The organism is Arenimonas sp. (assembly GCF_035312645.1).
Lineage (GTDB): Bacteria > Pseudomonadota > Gammaproteobacteria > Xanthomonadales > Xanthomonadaceae > Arenimonas.
The window spans coordinates 1-18,478 of record NZ_DATGBO010000074.1 but is presented as its reverse complement, the minus strand read 5'-3'; the positions used below and the strand labels follow the sequence as shown (position 1 = coordinate 18,478).

Below are 18,478 nucleotides of genomic sequence, written 5' to 3'. Positions count from 1 at the left end.
GACTACCGAATCATCCGCCGCCAGCTCAAGGACAGCGCCCTGACCTTCACCCACGACGGCGATGGCAAGATCAGCGAAGGCTACGCGGTGAATTCCTATCCCAATCTGTATGTGATCGACCAGACCGGAAAGATCGCCTCGGTGCATGTGGGCTTCGGCGAGGGCTCGCTCGAAGAGATCATCGCCGACGTCAACGAGCTGCTGGTACACCCGGCAACAGCGACCGCGCCGCCCGACCTCGCGCCGACACCGGAAACGACGGGCACTCGCTGAACCCGTCGCTCAAAGCACCGCGGCGAGGTCCTTCTCGATTTTCTCGGGCGTATCGGTCGGTGCGTAGCGCTTGATCACCTTCCCATCCTTGTCGACCAGGAATTTGGTGAAGTTCCATTTAATGCCATCCATGCCAAGCAGGCCGGATTTTTCCTTCTTGAGGAATTTCCACAGCGGGTGCGCCTTGTCGCCGTTGACATCGACCTTGGCGTACATCGGAAAACTCACGTCGTAGGTCAGCGAGCAGAAACTCTTGATCTCTTCCTCGTCGCCGGGTTCCTGATGGCCGAACTGGTCGCAGGGGAAACCAAGCACGACCAGACCCTGGCCCTGATATTTCTTCCAGAGTTTTTCCAGGCCGGTGTATTGCGGCGTGAAGCCGCACTTGGATGCGGTATTGACCACCAGCATCGCCTTGCCCTTGTAGTCGGCGAGCGACTGCTCGGCGCCATCGATGGTCTTGGCGGAAAAATCATAGACGTTGGTCATGGCAGGGCTCCGAAGGATGAGGCGACGCGGTCATGTTCCCGCCAAAATCGCGTAAAGGGAAGCGGCCGCAGATCAGTGCGCAGGTAATTCGGCCGGAGTCAGCAGACGCAGGGCCCGCTCGCCGACGCCCTCGAAGGTTTCGCGATGTTCCTGTCCAAGCCCTGCACAGGCTGGCCAGGCACGGGCAATGGCGTCGCTGATCAGCACGTATTCGTGGCTCGCCACATGATTCTTGAGCAGGCGATGGATCAGGATCACCTCCTCGCCGGCCAGCTCTTCGAACTGCCGCACCTGCTTCAGCGCGATTTCGCCTTCATGCAGAAAGGCCTTCAGGCGCAGCTCGCTGATGTTGGCGCAGGCACCGCAATCGCAATTGGACCGCGCCTCGCCAATGCGCAGCAGACTTTTCGTGAAAGCGTCGAACAACAGACCGACCTGCACCAGCACATCATGCACGGCAGCCTGCACATCGCTGCCGGCATCGCGATACATCAGCGCGGCATCGCCTTCGAGCTTGTTGAGGATCAATGGATGCTCCGCACGGTCGATCATCGCCTCCAGCAATTCGCTGATGATCTGCTCGGCGTGCAGCAGGCTGACTTCGCGCTTGGTGATGAAATCGGTGTAACCGCTGATATCGACGATCACCAGCACGGCGCGGATCAGTCGCATGTCGGATTCCTGGAGACGGGTTTCGGCAGGCCGACGCTACGCCGCCGTCGACCCCGCGTCGAGCGCGGCACGCATTTTCTCGTCGTCGCGCAAACCTTCCCAACGCGAGACCACCAGTGTCGCGACACCGTTGCCGATGATGTTGGTGATCGCACGCGCCTCGGACATGAAGCGGTCGACGCCCAGGATCAGCGCCACGCCGGCAACCGGCACTTTGCCGTGCAAGGCCGCGAGCGTCGCGGCGAGCGTGATGAAGCCGGAGCCGGTCACGCCGGCCGCACCTTTCGAAGTCAGCAACAACACGCCCAGCAGTACGAGTTGATCACCGAGCCCAAGCGGAACATCGGTGGCCTGCGCGATGAACACGGCGGCCATCGTCAGATAGATGCAGGTGCCATCGAGGTTGAAGGAATAGCCGGTAGGCACGATCAGGCCGACGGCACCGCGATCGCAGCCGAGTTCCTCGAGGCGCTCGATCAGGCGCGGCAGCGCCGATTCCGACGACGAGGTACCCAGCACCAGAAGCAGTTCCGCGCGGATGTGGCGCAGGAATTTCCACAATGAAAACCCCGACAGATACGCGACGATCGCCAGCACAACCAGCACGAACAGCGCGCAGGTCACATACACCGACAGCAGCAGCCAGCCCAGCGACAGCAGCGTGGCGACACCATATTTGCCTACGGTGAAAGCCATTGCGCCAAGCGCACCGAGCGGCGCGAAACGCATGATCAGGTTGACGATGCCAAAGAACACCGCACCGAGCTGCTCCAGGCCGTCGAGCACCTTGCGACCGGTCGCGCCGCTGCGGGTCAATGCGACACCGAACAGCAAGGCGATCAGCAGGACCTGCAGCAAATTACCGTCGGTAAATGCCGAGAGAAAAGTTTTCGGGATGATGTCGGTGAGGAATCCGACCACACCGCTGGCGGCCGCCTTTTGCTGGTACTCGGCGATCGCAGCGGGATCGAGCGTCGCCGGGTCGATATGCATGCCGGCGCCAGGCTTCATCACGTTGACAATGATCAGACCCAGCACCAGCGCGACGCTGGTCATCAGTTCGAAGTAGAGCAGTGCCTTGACGCCGATCCGGCCGACGTGGCGAAGGTCGCCCATTTTCGCCATGCCCACGACGACGGTGAGAAAGATCACCGGACCGATCACCATCTTGACCAGGGCGATGAAGGCTTCGCCCAGCGGCTTGAGTTGCGCCGCGAACGAAGGATTGACGATGCCGAGCACGATGCCGGCGGCGATCGCGATCAGCACCTGCGCATAAAGCGACTTCCACCAGTTCTCGCGCATCGACGACAGCCCTCCCCGGCCTAGCTTGGAGCGTAGCCGAAACCGTCGCTACACGAGAATGTCGGGCAAAGAAAAAGCCCCGGGCGTTTCCGCCCGGGGCTTTTAAATTTGCAGCTGGTGCGATCGAATTAGACGATCTGGACCGCGTCAGCCTGCAGGCCCTTCTGGCCCTTCACAACCGTGAAGGTGACCTTCTGGCCTTCCTGGAGCGACTTGAAGCCGCTGCCCTGGATAGAACGGAAGTGAACGAAGAGGTCCTCACCGCTTTCCGGGGTGATGAAACCAAAACCCTTGGCATCATTGAACCACTTCACGGTACCACTCTGACGATCCGACATTTGAAACTCCTTGGAACATGAATTATCGAGACCCGGAAAACCCGGTATCAAGACTGTAGTTGCAGGGAGCAAGCGGGCTAAGCGATGTAGCGGATCGTTGGATCTACCGCACCGGGCCACGATTCACTGTGACCCTGGCAAACACAGTGGGCGAACCATACACCCATTCTTTTCGGAAAGCGAGCCGAAGATGAACGCCGCCCGGGACCGCTCGCAGGGCTTTGCCGAAGTTGACGGCCATTGACCTCCGATAGCAGCGGCGCGGACGAGACGGATGTCCAGCCCAGAACCAACACAGCTACCGGCCCCGTGAATGTCTGGCGGCCGAGCCTCGTCCGCCACCTATATATAAGGTGCATCCTGCCGAAACCCGTCGACCAGCCCGGGCGTCGGATTCCTGAACAGGCCGGCCGGCACTAGCGCGAATACTGCCAGCGCAGCATCCGGCCCTGATCGTAAGGCATCACGCCATGGAACGGGCGCGGGTCGGCATCGAAGACCAGGGGCAGGAAATGTCGATCACCTTCCCAGAGATTGAGTCCGGACACCTTCTCGATCTCCACCCATTCCAGCGTGCCTTCGGCATTGCCCGCGAACGGCTCGCCGCTGAAGCGATCGATGCGAAACACGAACCCGAGCCAATCCTCGCCGTGCTTGCCGAAGCCCGGCCAGCTGATGGTTCCGCGCAAGACCATTTCGTCGCAGACGATGCCGGCCTCTTCATGGATCTCGCGGCGCATGCCGGCCATGACATCTTCGTCGCGTTCGATCTTGCCACCCAGTCCGTTGTATTTGCCCAGATGATGGTCATCGGCACGGGCATTGCGATGGATCAATAGGACGCTGCGACGATCGGGCGACAAGACGTAACCCAGGGTGGCAACGATGGGGCAATAAGGCATGGGTGCGGGCTTCCGGAAAGGTGGACAGCATAGCGAGCCGCACCAGCACCTGCTAACAGCGCTCGCCGCCGCCGCGGCATCCAAGCGATAATCGCCGCCGGCAGAAAACTCCGAGACAGCACGATGACCGACACCCCGCCCGACCGCCTGGCCCTGAATCCCAAAAGTCCCTTTTTCGATGCTGCCGTACTCGAGCGCGGCGTCGGTGTGCGTTTCAAGGGCGAAGAAAAAACCAATGTCGAGGAATACTGCGTCAGCGAAGGCTGGGTCCGTCTGACCGCCGGCAAGGCGCTTGATCGCCGCGGCAATGCCATGACGATCAAGGTCATGGGCAGCGTCGAGCCTTACTTCCTCGATATCGCCTGAGCCGCGATCGCGGTTTCAAAACCGCTCAGCGCTTCAATACCGATCGATAACGCCGGCTGCATGGCACCTTGGTGCCGTCGCGCATCACCAGCCGTGCATCGCCGGTTTCCAGTGGTTCGATTTCCGCGAGGCAGTCGAGATTGACCATGTAGCTGCGATGCACGCGCACGAAGCGCGCCGGATCCATGCGCGGCTCGATCCCGGCCATGGTCGCGCGCAGCGGATATTCGCGGCCGCGTACGCGCAGGTTCACGTAATTTCCGGAGGCCTGCAGTACTTCGATGTCGTTGGCCGCGACCAGGAATTCCTTGCCCAGCTTGCGCACCAGAAAACGCTCGGGCCGGTCGATCGGCTCCAGCGCAGGACCTTCGCCCTCATCCGGCGCATCGAGCAGGCGCGCTTCGCCCTGCAGACGCACCAGCAACAAGTTGTAGGCACCGGCGATCAACAAGATGCCGAGGTAGGAGCGCCAGTCCTTGAGATATTCGTAACCGAGCTCACGCGGCCAGTAGCCGAAATCGTAGATTCCGCCCTGTATCGAATAGGCGAGCTTGCGCAGGCCGACCATCGCGGTGACGTGCACCACGCTGAATACCAGACTGGCAAGAAAATGCCAGGGCAGGTTCTTGCGCAGGGAACCGATGTAAAGCGGGAAGCGTCGTTCGAATGCAATCACCGCCGGCACCAGCGCCAGCAGAACGAGGTTGCTCGACCATTCCCAGACCACTGGCTCCCAGGTGGCGAAATCCAGCTTCACCCGCTCCACATCCAGCTCTACGATCACCGAGTTCAGGCTGGCCTGCAGCACGAAGTAGAGGATCCAGAAACCGGTTTCGCAAAACCGTCGATAGGGTTGGTAGCGTTCGAGCAGGGAGCGGGCGTCGGTGGTCATCGGCGCATTTTAAGGTTTCGGACGTGGAAACGGTTCCTCGATTCATCCCTGGCCGCCGCCACTCGTCACTCCGGCCCGCCATCCGGCCCTCGTGGCTTGGGAGAAATCGCCGTCATCGCCAGGCTGGCCGTACACCACGGAGAGCCCCATGACCCGCCGCCACGACATCGACGCCCTGCGCGCCATCGCCTTCACCCTGCTGATCCTCTACCACCTGTGCATGCTCTATGTGTCCGACTGGGGCTGGCATATCAAGAGCCCGCATCAGGGCGAATGGCTGCAGTGGCCGATGCTGTTCCTCAACCGCTGGCGCATGGACCTGATCTTCCTGATCTCGGGCATCGCCTCCGCCTTCCTGATCAATCCCGACAAGGTCTGGAACTTCGTGCGCAGTCGCACCTGGCGGCTGTTCCTGCCGCTGCTGTTCGGCATGCTGGTGATCGTGCCGATCCAGCCTTACGTGCAGGGCGTGTCGAACCATCTGGTCGAGCCGGGCTTCGGGCAATTCCTCGTGCACTACTACAGCGGCCAGCGCTGGCCCGAACACGCCTTCGACGGCTGGGAGCACGGCTTCACCTGGAACCACCTGTGGTATCTCGCCTATCTGTGGATGTACACGCTAGCGCTCGCGCTGCTGGCCAAGCCGCTGGCTTCGCGTTTCGGCCAACGCCTCACTGCAGCGTTCACCGGATTGCGCGGCGCACGATTGCTCATCTACCCGGCGCTGCCCTTGCTGTTGTACACGCTGGTCTTGCAACCACTGTTCCCAGACAACGGCGACTTCATCCACGACTGGTATCGCAACGCGGCCTATTTCACCGTGTTTGTCTACGGCTACCTGATCGCGCGCAGCGACGGTTTCTGGGCGGAAGCACTGCGCCTGCGCCGCGTCAGCCTGACGATCGCGCTGCTGCTGTTCGTGCCCTATATCAGCATGGTCGCGCTACTGCCCGAGGACTCACCGATCTGGCTGGCGGACGTGTTGTGGGTGCTGCGCAATTTCTACATCTGGACCGCGCTGCTGGCGATCCTCGGCTGGGCGCATGCACTGCTGAACAAGCCTTTCCGCTGGCTGCCCTGGGCGACCGAGTCGGTGTATCCCTGGTACATCTTCCATCAGAGCCTGATCGTGTTGCTGGCGTACTGGCTGATCCCGCTGAAGTTCGGACCGGTGCTCGAGCCTCTGCTGGTGCTCGCGGGAACTATCGCCGGTTGCTACCTGCTCAGTGAAGGTGCGAAGCGCGTGTCGTGGCTGCGACCCTGCCTTGGCCTGAAATCGCTGCCGAAAATTCGCAAGGAACCCATCGCGCTGGAAACAGGCAGCGCACAGGCCTGACCCTCCTCACACCCATCAACGCCCCGCGCCGGCCCGCAATGCCGAGCGCGGGGCCTGCAATGCCCGCTGCAGATTACTGCGGGCAGCCGCATCCAGACGCGCATGGAAGAACCCGCTCAGGAAAATCCGCTCCTTCGCGAGCAAGCCCTTGAGAAAGCGCCGACGATTGAATTCGAACAGCCAGCCCGGCAATTTGCCGCGATACTCGATGGCGATCGCGCGATGGTAGGCATCGAACACCGCCGGCTCGGCAGCAAGAATGGCCATGTCGCAGTCGAGAAACAGCGCGGCTTCGTCATCCACCTCGCCCACCGCCAATCGTCCATGTCGTGCAGTCAGGCGAATCAAGGCGGCGACACGCGCTCTGTCGACGTTCGCCTCCGGCAGGAATCGTCCAATCGCCGCCAACGCCAGCTCGGCACTGCGCTCTTCGTTGTCACGACGTCCGGCGGCATAGATCGCGTCGTGATAAAGGATCGCGAGGTAGATCTCCGCCGGCTGGCGCCAACCCGGCCCTGCCGCAACCAACGCAAACTGCCGCAGCACTTCCTCGACATGCGAAAAAGCGTGGTAGGCCCGCGGCGGCGTCGCATACGCCGCCTGCAACTCGGCAACAAGCGCCGAGGGCAGCGGCAGCGGCGGATCGACTAGCAGGGTCATGGTTCGTTCGCAGGCCAGTGAGGATGGATGGTGGCGGCGGGTGACAGGACGATGCCGCTAAGTCACGATATATCCCGCCAGCATCAGCGGCAAACCCAACCCAAGGAGAGCGACATGGCAAAGGGAATGGAACAGAAAAAGGAAGCGAAGAAGAAGCCGGCCAAGACCCTGAAGGAAAAGCGCGCCGACAAGGCCGCGAAAAAAGGCGGCTGAGCCACTCCTCGCTGCACCGATCCGGGACGCGAGCCCGCGCGGCGGCCCTATCCGGGGCCGCCGATGTCCCACCAGTCAGCGCAGAAGACGCCATCGGCCACCATGACGATGAGGCATGATGGCGGCTCGCTCTCGCACAAGAATCGCTATGGAAACCGACGCTTCACCTGCCGCGCTGTCGCCACTGAGCCTGATCCAGGCGCGCATCCTGGGCTGCCTGATCGAAAAGGAAGCGACCACGCCGGAAGCCTATCCGCTCACTGCGAATGCCGTCGTCCTGGCCTGCAACCAGAAAAGCAATCGCGAGCCGCTGATGGAGCTCGAAGCCGGTGAAGTCGGGCATGCCTTGCGCGAAATGGAAAACCTCGGCCTGATCAAATCCGTGCACGGCGCGCGGGCACAACGCTACGAACATCGCTTCAGCCACATGTATTCGGTGACGCTGCGGCAACAGGCCCTGCTCTGCGTGATGCTGCTGCGCGGTCCGCAGACGGCCGCGGAATTGTTCAGCCGCAGCGAACGCCTCGGCGCCGCACCGGACCTCGACGACGTCCGCCAGCGCCTCGATCGCCTCAGCCAGCGCAGTCCGGCGCTGGTGGTCAATATTGGCCGCGGCAGCGGTCAACGCGAAGACCGCTACATGCACCTGCTGGGCGGTCCGGTCGATGCCGAACTGCTGATCCAGAACATCAAGGCGACGAGTCCGGGCAGCGAACGCGGCGGACTCGAAGCCCGCGTCGAGGCGCTGGAAGCCGACCTCGCCGCCCTGCGTGCGCAACTGGCCGAGCTGCGCAACCCGGCCGCCTGATCGCTGTCAGGCGACGCTGCCGGCGGCTTGCTTTAAACTGCAGCCCATCGACGAGGAAATTCCGTGGCCAAGCCCAACTACCAGTTCGAAAAGCGTCAGCGCGATATCGCCAAGAAGAAAAAACAGGACGAGAAGCGCCAGCGCAAGCAGTCCAAGGACGAAACCGACGCGCCCGCAGAAGACGGCGCAGCGGCTCCTGCCGACAACGCCGACAGTCCTACCGGATAACGTCCACACCGGCACCGAGTCGATCTGAACCAGGACGCCCACGCCGCCGATGAAGATCGAACTCACGCCGATTGCCCATGTCCTTGGTGGCCGCGATGCGGTCGAGGACGATCACTGGGGCGAAGTCACTGCGACCATCGTGATGGACTGCGATCGGTTTTCTCCAGATGCGATCGCCGGGCTGGAATCGTTCTCGCACCTGATCGTCGTCTACAGCTTCCACCAGGTCGATCCGGGCAAGATCGAAGTAGGGTCGCGCCATCCGCGCAACAATCCGGCCTGGCCGAAGATCGGTATTTTCGCCCAGCGCGGCAAGAATCGTCCGAACCGCATCGGCGTATCGACCTGCCGGATTCTCGGCATCGAAGGCTGCAACATCCACGTGCAAGGCCTCGATGCCATCAATGGCACGCCGGTGCTCGATCTGAAACCGCACATGTCGGGCTTCGAACCGCAGGGCGAAATCCGCGAGCCGGAATGGGCGCAGGAACTGATGAAGGATTATTGGTGAGTGGACCGCGCCGCGTGAAATCCTAGGCGTCGTCGCGCCAACTCTTCGCGCCGAGAAACACCAGACGCAATTGCCGCACGAAATTCTCGACCAGCTCGCGCTCGCGTTTCGGTTGCCGCGGCGGCAGGTCGAGGATGTCGGACGCGGCATTGAGCATCGTCGTCACCACCAGCCCGCAGATCATCTGCAGGGTCGCCGTCGACAGATCAGGCAAGGTGCCCAGCGCGCGCAAGTCCTGCGCCATTTCCGAAGCGAAATGACTTTCTTCGGTGCGGATCGCCTTGCGTATCACTGGCGAGCCGCCGCCGCGCTCACCGGCGATGAAAGAAAATTCCAGCCGGTGTTCCTCTACGTAGCGCTGATAGATCTGCACCGAACTGCGCAGCATGTCGGTCGGCGGAATGCCGTCGCGGCGCGCTTCGCGCAGCAGGCGCCGCAAGGTCACACCACCCTCTTCGACCAGGGCCAGGCCGAGCTCGTCGAGGTCCTTGAAATGACGATAGAACGAGGCCGGGACGACGCCGGCCTCGCGGGTGATCTCGCGCAGGCTGAGCGAAGTGAAGCCTCGGCCCTGCCCGATCAGCGCCAGCGCACCAGCCATCAAGTGCGCGCGGGTGCGCTGCTTGCGCTCTTCGCGGCTTTCCGGGGCGTCGGTGTCACGACGACTGATGGCGGCCTTGCTGATGGTCAACCCGTTCTCCTGCGCCATCCCTGACGATGCCTCGTCGACGCGGGCAAGTATAGGCGCGTGCCGGGGATTTGATCCGGCGGAGTGACTGCTCTATTCTTTTCAGTAAACATTCGTTTACTTAAAAAGCGGAGCCCGTTGTGGCCAAACTTTCCCCCACCCTGTCCGCCGCCCGCGCGCCGCGCCTCTGGCAAAGCCGGCTGCTGTCGCCACTCAACGATGTCCGCGCCTGGGACAGCCTCATCGCGACGGTAAACCCGCTGTGGTCGCTGAGCGAGCCGCGCGCCCGGGTGGTCAAGCTGGTTGACGAGGCCGAGGGCGTGCGCAGCCTCTGGCTCAAACCCAACGCTTGTTTCCGCGGTTTTCGTCCCGGCCAGCACGTGCTTCTTGATCTCGAGATTGACGGCGTGCGCCAGTCCCGCTGTTTCAGCTTCTCGCAGGCGCCGCACCGCGATGGGCTGTTGCGCCTGACCATCAAACGCAAGGATCAGGGCGTCGTCTCCGTCGCTGCCCACGCGCTGAAGCCGGGCCAGATCCTGCGTATAAGCCAGGCGCAAGGGCATTTTTCGCCAAAAGCCGGCAACGGGAAGTTGTTGCTGCTTGCTGCCGGCAGTGGCATCACGCCGATGCTTTCGATCCTGCAGGATCTCGCAAAAAACACGCCCTCGCGCGACGTCGTGTTGCTGCAAAGCTTTCGTGGATCCGACGAAGTCATCTTCCGCGACGAACTGGATTCGCTCGCCACAGCCTGGCCGAACCTCACCCTACTCCGCCAGGACACCCAAACACAGCAACGACTCGACGCGAAACAACTCGCCGCACTCGTTCCCGACTGGCAGCAGCGCGAAGCCCTTCTCTGCGGCCCGGATGGCTTCATGGCCTGGATCGAGACGATGTACGCCGAAGCAGGACTCGCCGGGCAACTCCAGAGCGAAAGCTTCGGACGGCGCACGCGACCGAGCGACACGAACGCCGGCACGCATTCGATCCATTGCGAAATAACCGAACAAGTGTTTACTGCTTACCCCGGCGCCAGTCTTCTCGATGCCGCCGAAGCCGCCGGCCTGCAGCCGCGTTTCGGCTGCCGTCGCGGCATCTGCCGCACCTGCCAATGCCGAAAACTCAGCGGCAGCGTCAGCAACCTTTTGACTGGGCAAAGCTCAGGCCCTGGAGAAGAGCTGATCCAGCTCTGCATCTCCAGCGCTCTCGGCGACGTCGAGCTCGCCCTGTGATTTCCCGGAGATCGAAATGAGCAACGCACTATCGATGGATGCGACCCGCTTGGACGAATTCCAGGCGGAACTCGATGCACTGCGCCTGGATGTCCTGAAGAAAATCGGCGACGACGATGCACGCCACATCCTGCGCATGCGCAGGATTGTGCAAGCCTGTGCGATCGGCGGTCGCAGCCTGCTGATGTTCGGCTTCGGGCCCATCAGCTGGATTCTTGGCGTGATCGGGCTGTCTCTGGCCAAGATCCTCGAGAACATGGAGATCGGCCACAACGTCATGCACGGCCAATACGACTGGATGAACGACCCATCGCTGAACTCACAAACCTACGAATGGGACATCGTCTGCGACGGCGAACACTGGCGACATTCGCACAACGTCGAACACCACGACCACACCAACATCCTCGGCAAGGATCACGATTACGGCTACGGCCTCCTGCGCCTGACCAGCGAGCAGCGCTGGTCGCCGAGCAGTCTGCTGCAGCCGCTGTGGTATCTGCTGCTCGCGGCGAATTTCCAGTGGGGTGTCGCAGTACATGACATCAAGATCGGCCGCTTTCTCAAGGGTCGCATGCCGCGCGCGGAATTCGCGCAGCGCATGCAACCCTTCCTGCGCAAGGCTGGCTACCAGCTGTTCAAGGACTACCTGTTGTTCCCGGCAATTGCGCTTTGGCATTGGCCGCGCGTGTTGTTGGGCAATCTGCTCGCCAACCTGATCCGTAACCTGTGGACGAACGCGATCATCTTCTGCGGCCATTTCACTGCCGACGCCCAGGTTTTCATGCGCGACGACGTCCGTGACGAAACCCGCGGCCAGTGGTATCTGCGCCAGATCCAGGGCTCAAGCAATCTCGAGGGCGGGCGCTGGTTCCATCTGCTTACCGGCCACCTCAGCCACCAGATCGAGCATCACCTGTTTCCGGATCTGCCGGCACCGCGCTATACCGAAATCGCCCCGCGCGTGCAGGCGATCTGCAGCAAGTACGGCGTCCACTACAACACTGGCGGTTTCTGGCGGCAGTATTTTGGCGTGCTGGCGCGCATCCTCAAGTACGCGTTGCCGAATCGGCGGGCGGCTGAGCTCGTCGCTGGCTGAAGCGACGACCCGGAGCCCTTTCGCATCGCGAGGCAGCAGCGAGAGCGGACGTGCCCTGCCTCATGCGAAAATCCCCGCATGAGTGTTTCGACCACGCCCCGCCTCGCCATCATCGGCGGTGGCCCCGCCGGCTTGATGGCTGCCGAAACCGCGCGCGCGGCCGGCATCGAGGTCGATCTCTATGACGGCAAGGGTTCGGTCGGCCGCAAGCTGCTGATCGCCGGCAAGGGTGGGCTCAACCTCACACATTCGGAAGCCTTTGAAGATTTCGCGAGTCGCTACGGCGCGCGTCGCAAAGAGATCGCAGGCTGGCTTTCGCAATTCGATGCCACAGCCTTGCGCGACTGGGCGAAAGAACTTGGCATCGAGACTTTCATCGGCAGCTCCGGCCGCGTGTTCCCTGTCGATCTCAAGGCGGCGCCGCTGTTGCGCAGTTGGGTGCGTCGTCTTCGCGACGCCGGCGTGCGCTTCCACATGCAGCACACCTGCCTGGGTTGGGATGATGCCGGCGCGCTGCGCATGCGCACGCCCGATGGCGAACGATCGATCAACGCAGACGCGGTGTTGCTCGCACTCGGCGGCGGCAGCTGGCCGCAGTTGGGTTCCGATGGCGCCTGGTTGCCCTGGTTGCGCGAACGCGGCGCCGATATCGCCGCGCTGCAACCGGCCAATTGCGGCTTCGACGTCGGCTGGAGCGACATTTTTTCGCAGCGTTTCGCCGGGCATCCAATCAAGCCGGTCGTGATTTCCTGGATCGATGAAAACGGCGAACAGAAAAAGCTGCAAGGCGAGTTCGTCGCCACCACCACCGGCATCGAAGGCAGCCTGATCTACGCGATTTCAGCTGCGCTGCGCGAAGCAATCAATCGCGACGGCTCGACGCATATCTCTCTCGATCTCGCACCGGGCCGCGAGTTACCGCGCCTGCGCCAGGATCTCGCGCGACCGCGTGGTGGACGCTCGCTGACGGAGCACCTGCGTCGCTGCGCCGGCATCGAAGGCGTCAAAATGGGGCTGCTGTACGAATTGCTGAGCAAGACGCAGATGCTGGACCCGGACGCGCTGGCCGCGGCGATAAAATCGCTGCCGATAACATTGCAGCGCCCGCGCCCGATCGCCGAGGCGATCAGCAGCGCCGGTGGCGTGCGTTTCGAAGCGCTGGATCCGCGCCTGATGTTGAAGAACCTGCCCGGCGTCTTCTGCGCCGGCGAAATGATCGATTGGGAAGCGCCGACGGGGGGCTATCTGCTCACCGCGTGTTTTGCGAGCGGGAAGATCGCGGGGCGCGGGGCAGCGGAGTGGTTGCGCGGGAGATAACCCAGCAATGCGGACGATTTCGCGGCTTGCGCCGCTCCTACATCGCTCCGATGGGTTACCAGTCCGTGCGCTGCGGCAGCAGGCCGCGCAACTCCGCTTCGGAAAGATTGCGCCAAGTGCCAGCCTTGAGATGGCCCAGCGTGACATTGACGATGCGCACGCGCCGCAGCTGCGTCACTTTGTAACCGAGCGCCTCCGACATCAGGCGGATCTGCCGGTTCAAGCCCTGCGTGAGAATGATCGAGAAGCCAAATTTGGCGATGCGCCGCACCTTGCAGGGCTTGGTCATCTGCCCGTGGATGCGTACGCCGCCAGCCATGCCGCGCAGGAATTCATCGGTCACCGCCTTGTTCACGCCGACCAGGTATTCCTTCTCGTGGTTGTTTTCCGAACGCAGGATCTCGTTGACGATGTCGCCGTTGCTGGTCAACAGGATCAGGCCTTCGGAATCCTTGTCGAGACGGCCAATCGGGAAAATTCGCTGCTGGTGGCCGACAAAATCGACGATGTTGCCCTTGACGTGCGCTTCGGTCGTGCAGGTGATGCCGGTCGGTTTGTTGAGCGCGATATAGACGTGCTTCTTCGCGCCTGGCGCGCGCTTGCGCAACTCCTGCCCGTCGATGACGACCTTGTCGCCCTCCTCCACCTGCGCGCCGACGCCCGGCCGCTGGCCGTTGAGCAGGACGCGCCCCTCGCTGATGAGCCGGTCGGCCTCGCGTCGCGAGCAGAAACCGGACTCGCTGATGTGCTTGTTCAATCGCATAGGGCGCGGATGCTGACATGGGGCGCCGGCCAAGTCATCCGCGCGGACAGCGTGTAACCCTCGGGTCCACGAACTGCCCGCTCGTTTTCCCGACCTCCGCGCAGCCAGAAATGATGACCTCCAGTCGCCATCAGGCGGCGCCATGGCACGGAAAATGCTTCCGACTCCCTGCCGCCGAAGGGAGCCAACCGCCATGAACAATGTCATCGCTTTTCCGGGCAAACCACGCGCCGATATCGAAATCGCGCTGCGCCAGATGCAACTGCTGCTGGCCGGCAAGCGTCAGGGCAGCGAATTCCGCAGCCTGAACGACGAAATCTGCCGCAGGCAGTCACTCACTGACGCCAAGCGGACGGCGACTTACCGCTGATTCCGAGGCGGGTCGCAGCTTGCGCCGCTCCCTCGGGCAACTTTCGGGCATCTGCGGGAAGGGCTCCGGCCCCGGCGAGAACGCCATCGCGGCTGAGGCCGCTCCCACAGATGCCCCTCCCTCGCGCCATCGGGCGCCCTCTCTCGATGCTGCGACGCGCGTTTTCTAGCGCCGGGCCAGCCTCGGCCAAGCCCAGACCAGAACCAGCAACGCCGGCAGCAAGGCCAATGCATGCCAGGCGGCAGTGGTGATCGGATCCCGGCTCAAGTCGAAGATCGCGGCGCCCTGCAGGCCGCTATAAACCGCGGCGACGAAGATCAGTTCGAACGGCCGCGGATTGCGGCACAGCGCGCCAAGGGCCAGGCCCCAGAGCGAGATCGATGCGGTAATCGCCAATGCCGCCAGCGCGGCCCATGGATGGGTCGCGATCAGGCGCAGCAAGCCCGGAAACGCCAGCGCGACGGCCAACACGATCGCCACGACGGCACGTGCCGCCAGCAATCGCCAGGTGATGCCCGGCGCGGTGAATATCAGTGCCTCCGTGCCGCTGTCGCGATCGCGCAACACGCCGCGCGCGAGCACATCCAAGGGCAGCAACCAGGCGAGTGGCAATGCGACGAGCATGGCTGCCTGCGTACCGAAAACCTGTACGCCGCAGAGCACCAGCGCGATCAGCCACCAAGCGTTCGTGCGTTGCCGCAGCACCAGGCGCAATTCGGCGATCACCAGCGTGCCGAACAAACCGCGCGCGAATGGCGTGAGCAGACGATCCAGCAACACCAGGCGCCGACCCGCACCCGACCCTGCTCTCGCGGCCGCCGTACCGCGCGCAGCGGCACGATCAAGCCATGGTGCCGCGAGCAGCACGCCGGCCAGCGCCACTGCCAACCAAAGCAGGCGACCCAGCGCATCCATCGGTCGCACCTGCCAGGATTTCCATTCCAGCAACACCGGCGCCTTCTTGATCATGCGCACGCCGCCGCTGAAACCATAGGCCTGCGGTTTGCTTGTCTGCGGCTGCAGGCTGCGATGAAGTTCGCGCGCCATCACCACCACGCCGCTTGGATCGCCGACCCAGGCGTGTTCGGCATCCTTGGCCGCGGTCGGTGCGTTGAGCTGCGAAGCCGGCACCGAAATCATCACCACCCAGAGGATGAAGAACAGCACATTGCCGGCCGTGCGTCGCAACCAGGGCAGCAGGTCGAACCAGACCGCGAGCATCGCGGTGATCGCCAGACTCGGAATGCTCAACAGCAGCACCGGCTTGATCAGTTCGAACAGGTTGATCGCCGTGTCTTCGGCGCGTGTCATTTGCGCCACCAGGCCGACCAGCAGACCCACCGCCATGATCACGCCGAACACCGTCATGTGGCTGAGCCATTTCGCCAGCAGATAACCGCCGCGCGTCATCGGCGTTGCCACCAGCAATTGCCAGACGCGCGTCTCGATGTCGCGCACCAGCGTGCCGCGCACCAGATAGAACCCGCCCAGGCTGAGGAAGGTGCAGAACTGCAGCGCCAGCGCCAAGCCCACCCAGGCGCTGGAATATTTCCCGCGCTCACCGCCGGACAACGAGACCGTCACGTAACCGGCATCGACGGAGGGAAAGCAGGCCCACGTCGCCGCGATGACGATGCCGAGCACGACCCAGAAGCGGACGCTGCGCGTGCGCTCGCGCAGATCGGCGACGAGGATGGCGAGGAAGCGCTGCATCGCGGCCATATCAGTGCGCCACCGCGTCCGCACCGAGCAACCAGGTGTAGGCGTCCTCGAGTGTCGGCGATACCGCCTGTGCCTCGGGATGCGGGCGATCCGCGCTGATCACGCGCACCCGCACCCCGTCGGGGCGACGCAGCGAAGCGCAGACGGAAAATTTCGAACGCACGTCAGTCAGTTGTTCGGCCGGCAAGGTCCATTCCCAAGCCTGGCCTTCTGCCATCGCCAGCAATTTCTCCGGCGCCCCATGGAAACGCAGTCGCCCCGCCGACATCACCGCGATGGCCGTGGCGCTCGCTTCGATATCGGAAACGATATGCGTGGAAAGGATCACCAGGCGCTGGCCGGCGAGCTCGGTGAGCATGTGCCGGAAACGCATCCGCTCTTCCGGATCCAGTCCGACCGTGGGCTCGTCAACGATCAACAGGGTCGGATCGTTGAGCAATGCCTGTGCAATACCGACGCGCTGGCGCATGCCGCCGGAAAAATCGCCGAGGCGGCGGTCCGCGGCATCGCTCAAGCCGACCAGCGAGAGACACGACTCGATCCGTGCCTTGGCGTCCGCACCGGTGAAGCCTTTCACTGCGGCGAGAAACGCGAGGAATTCGCGCGCGCTCAGCGCCGCGTAAACGCCGAAATCCTGGGGCAGATAACCCAGTGCAACACGCAGGGCGTCGGGCTCCTTGACGATGTCGACACCATTCCAGGTCACCTGACCTGCGCTGGGCCGCGCCAGGGTTGCGAGGATCCGCATCAGCGTGGATTTGCCGGCGCCGTTCGGGCCAAGCAGGCCGAGAATGCCCGGCCCTAACTGCAAGCTCAGGTCGGACACCGCCTGATGCCCACCCGGATACCTATAACTCACTGATTGCAAAGACAGTTCACAGGCAGCCACGGCATTCCCCAATCTGGAGGGCGTAGCGAGTGCTGTCGCCCATGTGCTGGTACTATAGTTACCTATAACACCTAAGCACATGGGCCAAAAGACAGGGCCCTGGGAATTTCCAGCGGGAGCGAGCTCAGCCCAGCGGGCGCACGCGGATGTTGCGGCCCTTGATCTTGCCGACCTTCAACCGCTCCAGAGCCTTCTTGGCAAGATCACGACGGATCGCGACATAGGTGCGGGTATCGAAAGTGTCGATCTTGCCCACCGCGTCGCCCGGCAAACCCGCCGCTCCGGTGAGCGCACCGAGGATGTCGCCGGGCCGGACCTTGTCCTTGCGCCCGCCATCGACGATCAGCGTCGTCATCGTCGCCTTCAGAGGATCCTTGCCGGAGCGCTCGGCGAGATTGATCCGCACCCATTTCGCCGTCGAACCCATCTTCTGTTCGATGCCGGCGACACGGCCGATTTCTTTCGGCGCCACCAGACTCAGCGCCAGCCCCTTCTGCCCCGCCCGACCAGTGCGGCCGATGCGGTGCGTGTGCGTGTCGGCATCGCTGGCGAGTTCGTAACTGATCACCGCCGGCAGATTCTTGATGTCCAGACCGCGGGCCGCGACATCGGTCGCCACCAGCACCGCGCAGCTGCGGTTGGCGAATTGCACCAGCACTTCGTCGCGATCGCGTTGCTCGAGGTCGCCATGCAGCGCTAGCACCGAATAACCGCGCTGCGCCAATTGCTCGGCAACATCCTGGGCATCGCGCTTGGTATTGCAGAACACCGCTGCCGATTCCGGCCGATGCTCGCTGAGCAACTGCGCCAACGCATCGGTTTTGCGCGGCGTATCGACCTCGAAGAACAACTGCTCGATCTCGCCGTCCGCGTGTTCGGTATCGACCGTCACCTCCACCGGCGTGCGCTGGAATTTACCGCTGATCGCGCGGATCTCCTCCGGATACGTCGCGGAAAACAGCAGCGTCTGCCGCGTCTTCGGCGCCTGCGAAACGATGCCGGCGATAGCCGCTTCGAACCCCATGTCGAGCATGCGGTCGGCTTCGTCGAGCACCAGCATCAGCAGCGCATCGAGCTTGAGAGCACCGTTGTCCATCAGCTCCTGCACGCGTCCTGGCGTGCCGACGACGATATGCGGCTCGTGCACCAGCGAAGCCAGGTGCGGACGCAGCGGAATGCCGCCGCAGAACGTTGAAATCTTGATGTTGGCGATCGGCCGCGCCAACCGGCGGATTTCCTTGGTGACCTGGTCGGCCAGTTCCCGCGTCGGGCAAAGCACCAGCGCCTGCACGCGGGCGATGGCCGGATCGAGGCGCGACAGCAGACCCAATCCGAACGCCGCAGTCTTGCCACTGCCGGTGCGGGCCTGGGCGATCACGTCGCGGCCTTCGAGGATGGGCGGCAG

The 18,478-nt window shown here is 63.1% G+C and carries 22 protein-coding genes; 10 read left to right on the top strand and 12 right to left on the bottom strand.

Annotated elements, in window-relative coordinates:
- Positions 1-273, top strand: a 273-nt coding sequence (locus tag VKM35_RS06915; RefSeq protein ID WP_324319751.1) for a hypothetical protein, incomplete at its 5' end; no start/stop codon positions are given.
- A 9-nt stretch (positions 274-282) separates the two neighbouring features.
- Here VKM35_RS06915 and VKM35_RS06910 read toward each other — a convergent pair.
- The 5 genes from VKM35_RS06910 to VKM35_RS06890 all read right to left on the bottom strand — a co-directional run bounded on the left by VKM35_RS06910 (position 283) and on the right by VKM35_RS06890 (position 3,979).
- Positions 283-762 carry a glutathione peroxidase gene (locus tag VKM35_RS06910; RefSeq protein WP_324319749.1) on the bottom strand — a complete coding sequence of 160 codons (480 nt, stop codon included), beginning with the start codon at positions 760-762 and terminating at the stop codon, positions 283-285.
- Positions 763-834: 72 nt separating this feature from the next.
- Positions 835-1,434 carry a DUF2652 domain-containing protein gene (locus tag VKM35_RS06905; RefSeq protein WP_324319747.1) on the bottom strand — a complete coding sequence of 200 codons (600 nt, stop codon included), beginning with the start codon at positions 1,432-1,434 and terminating at the stop codon, positions 835-837.
- Positions 1,435-1,470: 36 nt separating this feature from the next.
- Positions 1,471-2,739: a C4-dicarboxylate transporter DctA gene (gene dctA, locus VKM35_RS06900; RefSeq protein ID WP_324319745.1), complete on the bottom strand. Its 1,269-nt coding sequence runs from the start codon at positions 2,737-2,739 to the stop codon at positions 1,471-1,473.
- Positions 2,740-2,867: 128 nt separating this feature from the next.
- On the bottom strand, positions 2,868-3,077 hold the full coding sequence (locus VKM35_RS06895; RefSeq protein WP_026802623.1) for a cold-shock protein: 210 nt from the start codon (positions 3,075-3,077) through the stop codon (positions 2,868-2,870).
- A 416-nt stretch (positions 3,078-3,493) separates the two neighbouring features.
- Positions 3,494-3,979, bottom strand: a complete 486-nt coding sequence (locus VKM35_RS06890) for an 8-oxo-dGTP diphosphatase (protein WP_324319742.1) — start codon at positions 3,977-3,979, stop codon at positions 3,494-3,496.
- A gap of 123 nt (positions 3,980-4,102) precedes the next feature.
- Here VKM35_RS06890 and VKM35_RS06885 point away from each other — a divergent pair, with 123 nt between their 5' ends.
- A complete protein-coding gene (locus tag VKM35_RS06885) occupies positions 4,103-4,345 on the top strand; it encodes a DUF3297 family protein (protein WP_324319740.1) in 243 nt (80 codons plus the stop codon).
- Between the two features lie 25 nt (positions 4,346-4,370).
- Here VKM35_RS06885 and VKM35_RS06880 read toward each other — a convergent pair whose 3' ends face one another.
- The gene (locus VKM35_RS06880) at positions 4,371-5,237 is read right to left on the bottom strand and encodes a LytTR family DNA-binding domain-containing protein (protein WP_324319738.1); all 867 of its coding nucleotides are present in this window, start codon (positions 5,235-5,237) and stop codon (positions 4,371-4,373) included.
- A gap of 148 nt (positions 5,238-5,385) precedes the next feature.
- Here VKM35_RS06880 and VKM35_RS06875 point away from each other — a divergent pair, with 148 nt between their 5' ends.
- A complete protein-coding gene (locus VKM35_RS06875; protein ID WP_324319736.1) occupies positions 5,386-6,573 on the top strand; it encodes an acyltransferase family protein in 1,188 nt (395 codons plus the stop codon).
- A 15-nt stretch (positions 6,574-6,588) separates the two neighbouring features.
- Here the strand turns inward: VKM35_RS06875 and VKM35_RS06870 are convergent, their stop codons facing one another.
- Positions 6,589-7,233 (bottom strand): hypothetical protein, encoded by a 645-nt coding sequence (locus VKM35_RS06870; RefSeq protein ID WP_324319734.1) that lies wholly within the window; start codon positions 7,231-7,233, stop codon positions 6,589-6,591.
- 361 nt (positions 7,234-7,594) lie between these two features.
- Between VKM35_RS06870 and VKM35_RS06865 the strand changes: the two genes are divergently transcribed.
- The 3 genes from VKM35_RS06865 to VKM35_RS06855 all read left to right on the top strand — a co-directional run bounded on the left by VKM35_RS06865 (position 7,595) and on the right by VKM35_RS06855 (position 8,993).
- Positions 7,595-8,254, top strand: coding sequence for a YceH family protein (locus VKM35_RS06865; protein WP_324319732.1), 660 nt, complete (start codon positions 7,595-7,597; stop codon positions 8,252-8,254).
- A gap of 63 nt (positions 8,255-8,317) precedes the next feature.
- A complete protein-coding gene (locus tag VKM35_RS06860; RefSeq protein ID WP_324319730.1) occupies positions 8,318-8,482 on the top strand; it encodes a hypothetical protein in 165 nt (54 codons plus the stop codon).
- A 49-nt stretch (positions 8,483-8,531) separates the two neighbouring features.
- Positions 8,532-8,993, top strand: a complete 462-nt coding sequence (locus tag VKM35_RS06855; protein ID WP_324319728.1) for an SAM-dependent methyltransferase — start codon at positions 8,532-8,534, stop codon at positions 8,991-8,993.
- A 22-nt stretch (positions 8,994-9,015) separates the two neighbouring features.
- On the opposite strand, the gene fabR is transcribed toward VKM35_RS06855, so the two are convergent.
- Complete coding sequence (gene fabR, locus VKM35_RS06850; RefSeq protein WP_324319726.1) at positions 9,016-9,684, bottom strand: HTH-type transcriptional repressor FabR; 669 nt, start codon at positions 9,682-9,684, stop codon at positions 9,016-9,018.
- A gap of 137 nt (positions 9,685-9,821) precedes the next feature.
- Between fabR and VKM35_RS06845 the strand changes: the two genes are divergently transcribed.
- From VKM35_RS06845 to VKM35_RS06835, 3 genes are all read left to right on the top strand, one after another.
- Complete coding sequence (locus VKM35_RS06845; protein ID WP_324319724.1) at positions 9,822-10,913, top strand: ferredoxin reductase; 1,092 nt, start codon at positions 9,822-9,824, stop codon at positions 10,911-10,913.
- Between the two features lie 16 nt (positions 10,914-10,929).
- Positions 10,930-12,012 carry an acyl-CoA desaturase gene (locus VKM35_RS06840; protein WP_324319722.1) on the top strand — a complete coding sequence of 361 codons (1,083 nt, stop codon included), beginning with the start codon at positions 10,930-10,932 and terminating at the stop codon, positions 12,010-12,012.
- A 78-nt stretch (positions 12,013-12,090) separates the two neighbouring features.
- Positions 12,091-13,329 carry a TIGR03862 family flavoprotein gene (locus VKM35_RS06835; RefSeq protein WP_324319720.1) on the top strand — a complete coding sequence of 413 codons (1,239 nt, stop codon included), beginning with the start codon at positions 12,091-12,093 and terminating at the stop codon, positions 13,327-13,329.
- A 55-nt stretch (positions 13,330-13,384) separates the two neighbouring features.
- On the opposite strand, the gene rluF is transcribed toward VKM35_RS06835, so the two are convergent.
- Positions 13,385-14,092, bottom strand: a complete 708-nt coding sequence (gene rluF / locus VKM35_RS06830) for a 23S rRNA pseudouridine(2604) synthase RluF (RefSeq protein WP_324319718.1) — start codon at positions 14,090-14,092, stop codon at positions 13,385-13,387.
- 193 nt (positions 14,093-14,285) lie between these two features.
- Here rluF and VKM35_RS06825 point away from each other — a divergent pair, with 193 nt between their 5' ends.
- Positions 14,286-14,462, top strand: coding sequence for a hypothetical protein (locus VKM35_RS06825; RefSeq protein ID WP_324319716.1), 177 nt, complete (start codon positions 14,286-14,288; stop codon positions 14,460-14,462).
- Between the two features lie 165 nt (positions 14,463-14,627).
- Here the strand turns inward: VKM35_RS06825 and VKM35_RS06820 are convergent, their stop codons facing one another.
- The 3 genes from VKM35_RS06820 to dbpA all read right to left on the bottom strand — a co-directional run.
- Complete coding sequence (locus VKM35_RS06820; RefSeq protein WP_324319714.1) at positions 14,628-16,175, bottom strand: hypothetical protein; 1,548 nt, start codon at positions 16,173-16,175, stop codon at positions 14,628-14,630.
- A gap of 10 nt (positions 16,176-16,185) precedes the next feature.
- Positions 16,186-17,010: an ATP-binding cassette domain-containing protein gene (locus VKM35_RS06815; protein ID WP_324319712.1), complete on the bottom strand. Its 825-nt coding sequence runs from the start codon at positions 17,008-17,010 to the stop codon at positions 16,186-16,188.
- A 187-nt stretch (positions 17,011-17,197) separates the two neighbouring features.
- The coding region (gene dbpA / locus VKM35_RS06810) for an ATP-dependent RNA helicase DbpA (protein WP_324319710.1) at positions 17,198-18,478 on the bottom strand (1,281 nt) is incomplete at its 5' end.

Excerpts from the sequence above, each read along its gene's own strand:
- VKM35_RS06910 (WP_324319749.1), bottom strand. The coding sequence starts at position 762 with ATGACCAACGTCTATGATTTTTCCGCCAAGACCATCGATGGCGCCGAG.
- VKM35_RS06905 (WP_324319747.1), bottom strand. The coding sequence starts at position 1,434 with ATGCGACTGATCCGCGCCGTGCTGGTGATCGTCGATATCAGCGGTTAC.
- dctA (WP_324319745.1), bottom strand. The coding sequence starts at position 2,739 with ATGCGCGAGAACTGGTGGAAGTCGCTTTATGCGCAGGTGCTGATCGCG.
- VKM35_RS06895 (WP_026802623.1), bottom strand. The coding sequence starts at position 3,077 with ATGTCGGATCGTCAGAGTGGTACCGTGAAGTGGTTCAATGATGCCAAG.
- VKM35_RS06890 (WP_324319742.1), bottom strand. The coding sequence starts at position 3,979 with ATGCCTTATTGCCCCATCGTTGCCACCCTGGGTTACGTCTTGTCGCCC.
- VKM35_RS06885 (WP_324319740.1), top strand. The coding sequence starts at position 4,103 with ATGACCGACACCCCGCCCGACCGCCTGGCCCTGAATCCCAAAAGTCCC.
- VKM35_RS06880 (WP_324319738.1), bottom strand. The coding sequence starts at position 5,237 with ATGACCACCGACGCCCGCTCCCTGCTCGAACGCTACCAACCCTATCGA.
- VKM35_RS06875 (WP_324319736.1), top strand. The coding sequence starts at position 5,386 with ATGACCCGCCGCCACGACATCGACGCCCTGCGCGCCATCGCCTTCACC.
- VKM35_RS06870 (WP_324319734.1), bottom strand. The coding sequence starts at position 7,233 with ATGACCCTGCTAGTCGATCCGCCGCTGCCGCTGCCCTCGGCGCTTGTT.
- VKM35_RS06865 (WP_324319732.1), top strand. The coding sequence starts at position 7,595 with ATGGAAACCGACGCTTCACCTGCCGCGCTGTCGCCACTGAGCCTGATC.
- VKM35_RS06855 (WP_324319728.1), top strand. The coding sequence starts at position 8,532 with ATGAAGATCGAACTCACGCCGATTGCCCATGTCCTTGGTGGCCGCGAT.
- VKM35_RS06840 (WP_324319722.1), top strand. The coding sequence starts at position 10,930 with ATGAGCAACGCACTATCGATGGATGCGACCCGCTTGGACGAATTCCAG.
- VKM35_RS06835 (WP_324319720.1), top strand. The coding sequence starts at position 12,091 with ATGAGTGTTTCGACCACGCCCCGCCTCGCCATCATCGGCGGTGGCCCC.
- rluF (WP_324319718.1), bottom strand. The coding sequence starts at position 14,092 with ATGCGATTGAACAAGCACATCAGCGAGTCCGGTTTCTGCTCGCGACGC.
- VKM35_RS06825 (WP_324319716.1), top strand. The coding sequence starts at position 14,286 with ATGAACAATGTCATCGCTTTTCCGGGCAAACCACGCGCCGATATCGAA.
- VKM35_RS06820 (WP_324319714.1), bottom strand. The coding sequence starts at position 16,175 with ATGCAGCGCTTCCTCGCCATCCTCGTCGCCGATCTGCGCGAGCGCACG.